Source organism: Microcystis sp. LE19-10.1B (assembly GCF_027530565.1).
Lineage (GTDB): Bacteria > Cyanobacteriota > Cyanobacteriia > Cyanobacteriales > Microcystaceae > Microcystis > Microcystis aeruginosa.
Map to the genome: position 1 here is coordinate 1 of NZ_JAPZQM010000502.1, position 4,975 is coordinate 4,975.

Here is a 4,975-nt window from a genome sequence, read left to right on the forward strand (position 1 = left end):
CCCACACCAGGAAAAACTTTTTCAGCAACCCCTACTTATCTTGAGAGACCAATTTTAAGCTGGGACGGGGTTGGATTGTTCCCCCGTAATCGACGGCAGTATGGGGAGATAGGACAAGATGAGGAGATATACCCAAAGAAATTCGATAGATTTCCCCAGCTTTATCCATTAATTGCTGTTTAACTGGCTCTGTCGGCAAATTTTGCCGCCAAGCTAGGGGAATCCCCTCGATACCGTTGTACAATCCCGCCCAAATTCCCGCTAAAGTGGTGGTTAATTGCCGTTGATAGGGACTAGAATTAGCGCGACGCACGCTAACGGCGAAATCCTCGGTCGTTTGCAGAAAGGTATAGAGAGAAGCTGCGATCGCAATTCCTAAAGGTGAGCTATCTTTCGCCCAAGCCGATAAAATGGACTCTAAGGGATGATTCTGCCCTAAAGCTGACTGAATCTGCTCTAATAGCTTATTCTTGGGGTTAATAGTTAGCAATTGCCCCATTAACTGATTTAAAGGCCTTTTTCCCTCTAATAACAGACCTACCGCCTCTCCCCAAATTATCGCTTCTTGTCGGGTTAACTCGGAAATTAAGCCCTTTTTTAGCCAAAAATTTAATCTAGCTTGCCAACGTTCCCCATGGTCAGGCCAGGTTAAAATCTCCGGTAGTAGCACAAATAATAACGCCGATTCCGACTGCTGCTTGGCTGCGATCGCAAGGGGAAAATCCTCCTGAGATTGCAGAGCTTGCAAAAGCAGGATCGTCCTCGGTGTCGCCTCATAGTTAAAGGCTGGTATTAGGGGCTGATTATGCAAGGATTCCCCAATATATGCCCCGATTAACCCTCCCTGAAGGCGATCAAGGGGTGAAAAAACCTTTTGCATAAATTAGCTCAATTTGCCCGGTAGGTGACTTCCTCGACTTTGCCCGGTTGCCCCAGTTGTTTAGCATGGGCATTATTAACGGCAACGTAAACCCCGCCGGCATTACCCGCCCTCACGGTTAATTCTCGGTTTGCTTGCCAAGTGCGATGGCTTCCCTGGGGCAGTACACCCTCAAATTCTGTCTTGCCATCCACCACCACCCGCAGCCAGCAGTCATCTTCCAGTTTTACCTCCACCACCAGCTGCTGATTATTGCTGGTTTTGTTGGCTACCGGTTGAAGGGGGTTGCTTTTCGGTTGGACAATTTGCTGTTGTGGCAAGGAAGGCGGCGGTAAGCGATTCGATTGCAGTACCGATTTTTGTAGGACGTGGGATAGGGTTTGTACGGAACCAATAACTAAGATTAAATAGAGAAAATAGAGATGAATCGGGCGAATTTGAAGACTCGGCAGCGATAAAGACGGTTTTATTCCCCTAAAAAAGTTATTTACCTTGGTGGGAAAACGTCGGCTAACCGTCTCACCATCCAGGGACAGACTATCAGCAAATTGTTTGATTAACCAACGAATATAAATCGGTTCGGGCAATGACTCCAAATCCCCCGCTTCCAGCGCTTCTAGACGATGGCGCGGGATTAAGGTTTTCTGGGCAATTTCCTCGAGAGAAAGGGACTGTTCTAGGCGATTTTTTTGCAAATAAACGCCGATTTCCAGTAATTTGGTGCGCTGTTTATGCTGGGGGTCGAGTTGTGATTGGAGAAGGCGAAACATATCGCTATTAGGGGCTGACTTTCAGCTTAGTTAATCTGGTTCTTTAAATATTTCAGTTCATCAAGGGTTAAAAAACGGTAATCACCCAAGGGTAAGGGGGAATTATTACCGGAGTTTAGTTGAATACGACCGATAGCACTGCGATGAAGTTTCAGGACGTGATAACCTAATTCTTCGGCTACAGAGCGAATCTGCCGATTTCTTCCCTCCACTAAAATAACTTCTAGTAGGGTTTTTTGGTCGGTTTGCTTGAGTATCTCAACCTGTGCGGGTAAGGTTTTTTTTCCCCCTAAGAGGATACCTTCTCGCCAACGCTGGAGAGCAAGTCTATCAATCGCACCATCTAGCCAAACCCGATAGGTTTTGGGCAAATGATAACGGGGATGGGTGAGGGTGAGGGTGAGTTGACCGTCGTTGGTGAGGAGTAAAGCCCCAGTGGTGTTGATGTCCAACCTTCCTACGGGATGTAACCCCGTCTCGCTGGCGAGGGAGTCGGGCAAAAGGTCAATCACCGTCGGCCGGTTTTGCGGATCCTTACAGGTAGAAACCACACCAATGGGTTTGTTGACCAGTATATACAATCTTTTGGGACGATTGGCCGGTTCAATTTTTTTTCCGTCTATTTCTAGGTGATCTTTTTCGGGGTCGGCTTTTTCTCCTAACTGCACGATTTTGCCATTCCGTCTCACCCGGCCGGCTACGATCATCTCCTCCGCCCTTCTTCGGGAGGCAATTCCCCACTGGGCAAGGATTTTCTGGACTCTCTCCGCCATTTTTTTTGTTTTTAACCCTTTCTATCTCCTATTATAGGCATCCTAAAAGGGTTTTTTCGCCCAAAAAGTGAAGAAAAACCGAATATCTCCGGCTGCCTCTTGGATTTTTTTCTTGGAAAACTTCTCAAAAAAAAGGAGTGATCCCTTGACTTGGGCGCTGGCTTCGGTTATACTTTTTTTTATAATGGGAATCTGTTTATATTTTTTTGGTTGCCACCACTCCATCGTGTATGAAGTCTTATAAAAATATCATCTCAAAAAGCCGTGAAAAAAGCAAGCAAAATTTTGCCGACAATTGTTAAAAAAGTCGGGTTAACAGCAATTCTCATTTTAAAAAGTAACAAGTGATACAGACAGAAACAAAGCTTTAAGCAAGCTACAAAATGCGCTCCCGCGAGTGCGACTGCATCGCAGAGAAGTGAGTATATAGAGTATTTATACTCAAAATATTTGAAAGATGGGAGAAATCTAGAACAAAAGTTCTCTACATCAGAAAGAGAACCAAATAAAAATTGATGATTGTTGTCTGTTGAGGTAAAATTATTAAGTTGGAAATATTAATTAATCAAACTGTTCTGCGATGACGAAAAAGGCTGTGACTTGAGAAATTCCTGAATTAAGACAATTTTTAGTTCAAGAATTACATGACTTACCCGATGACAGAAAACCAGGAAACAATACCAAATATCAGGTAGAAGATGCAGTTAAGGCGGCTTTTTCGGTTTTTTTTACTCAGTCACCTTCTTTTTTAGAGCATCAACGTTTGATGAAAAGTAGTAAGGGAAAAGATAATGCTTCAAGTTTATTTGGTATCAAAAAAATACCTGGTGATAATCAAATCAGAAACCTGTTAGCTCCTATCCCAGCTGCCACAATATTTGGCTCTTTTCAACAAGTCTATCAATGGTTAAAAAAACCGGGAGTTATTAAAAAATTTTTCTACTTAGATGAGGAAATTTTAATAGCTTTAGATGGTACGGAATATTTTTCTTCAAAGAAAATTAGTTGTCCCCATTGTAATTGCCGCAATCCTCGTAATGGAACGACAACTTATTTTCATGGTTGCGTCACGCCAATTGTGGTTTCTCCTGAGCAAAAACAAGTGATTAATTTAGAACCAGAATTTATTAAAAAACAAGATGGGCAGCAAAAACAAGATTGTGAAAATGCGGCTGTTAAAAGATGGTTAGATAAGAATCATCAAAAGAAGTATGGTTATCCTGTAACCCTGTTAGGAGATGACTTATACTCTCGCCAACCTATCTGTGAGTTAGCTCTAAAACAAGGTTATAATTTTATTTTTGTTTGTCTTGAAACTTCTCATAAAACCTTATATGAATGGCGAGAATTTTTAGAAAAAAGTGGAGAAGTTAAAACCGTAGAAAAGAAACAATGGGATGGACGAAAGAATCTCATTTATCGTTATCGTTATGTTTCTAGAGTTCCTCTGAGAGAGGTCGAGTCAAGTCTCGAAGTTAATTGGTGTGAAGTCACAGTCATTAATGAAAAAACACAGAAAATTATCTATCAAAATAATTGGATTACCAATCATCAAATTACTGAAAATAATGTTGAAAAAATTGTCAAAGCTGGACGCAGCAGATGGAAAGTTGAGAATGAAGGAAATAACGTTCTTAAAAATCACGGTTATAATTTAGAACATAATTTTGGTCATGGTCAAAGTCATTTATGCGAGTTCTTGTTGTCTTTAAATTTACTAGCTTTTTTATTTCATACCGTTTGAGATTTAGTTAATCATACTTATCAAAAGATTCGTGAGTTATTAGTTACTCGCACCAGTTTTTTTAATGATATTCGTACTTTATTAAAATATTTTTGGTTGAAGAATTGGTCAGAGTTTTTCTTGTTTATTCTTCCCGAATATGTCCCGCTCAAAAAAATAAATTCTCGTTAAAAATGTCAATTTTTCGAGAGAAGGAAAGATTATTTTATTCATTGAAAAAACCACAAATTAGGTCAGAATTTCAGCTAAATTTATGAGTTGAGATAAGTTTTTTATGGGCAGATATTTTAAAACTGTCTCTTGAAGCTAATTATGATGATTATCTTGAAAAAAAATGATAATTAGACAGAAGTTCTCTTGTTCACATAGAGAACTTTATCTTCTTTTGTTTTCAAAATGAGAATTGCTGACTTTAGACGTTCATAATCTGAGATTTATTAAACTTCTGAAATCGTAGAGTCAGCAAGGAATCCAGTTCTTTTTTATGTTTCAGATGGGCATCATTCAGACATTCATAAATAGCTGAAGAAAAGTCAGAAAAGTTCTCATAATATTTACCATATAAACATTTATTTTTGACCAATTTCCACAGCTTTTCAATTAAATTTAGATTAGGCGAATAAGACGGTAGATAGAGTAGCTCTATTGACAAAGAAAGAGCCAATTTTTCAACAATTTTACATTTTTGATAGCGGGCATTATCTAAGACTAGAGTGATGGGAATAGTTATTCCTAAAGCAGCTATTTTTGACCGGAGTTCACAGACTTGAGTTGCTGTAATATAAGTGTCATTCGTAACCAGAATAAC

General features: G+C 39.9%; 4 protein-coding genes and 1 pseudogene. 1 reads left to right on the forward strand and 4 read right to left on the reverse strand.

Translation table 11 applies throughout. The features are described from left to right. Nucleotides 1-31: 31 nt before the first annotated feature. Genes O9332_RS18035 through O9332_RS18045 form a run of 3 tightly spaced genes read right to left on the reverse strand, consistent with a single transcriptional unit; the run spans nt 32 to nt 2,423 of the window. Entirely contained in the window at nt 32-880 is an 849-nt protein-coding gene (locus O9332_RS18035; RefSeq protein WP_002758228.1) for an ADP-ribosylglycohydrolase family protein, read from the reverse strand. 8 nt (nt 881-888) lie between these two features. Then, nucleotides 889-1,650, reverse strand: coding sequence for a helix-turn-helix domain-containing protein (locus tag O9332_RS18040; RefSeq protein ID WP_002758227.1), 762 nt, complete (start codon nt 1,648-1,650; stop codon nt 889-891). A gap of 26 nt (nt 1,651-1,676) precedes the next feature. Continuing rightward, the gene (locus O9332_RS18045; RefSeq protein ID WP_002758226.1) at nt 1,677-2,423 is read right to left on the reverse strand and encodes a pseudouridine synthase; all 747 of its coding nucleotides are present in this window, start codon (nt 2,421-2,423) and stop codon (nt 1,677-1,679) included. Between the two features lie 607 nt (nt 2,424-3,030). Between O9332_RS18045 and O9332_RS18050 the strand changes: the two are divergent. Beyond that, nucleotides 3,031-4,252 (forward strand): annotated as a pseudogene (locus O9332_RS18050) (ISNCY family transposase). 327 nt (nt 4,253-4,579) lie between these two features. Here the strand turns inward: O9332_RS18050 and O9332_RS18055 are convergent. Continuing rightward, a partial coding sequence (locus tag O9332_RS18055) for a transposase (RefSeq protein ID WP_288026703.1) occupies nt 4,580-4,975 on the reverse strand: 396 nt, incomplete at its 5' end.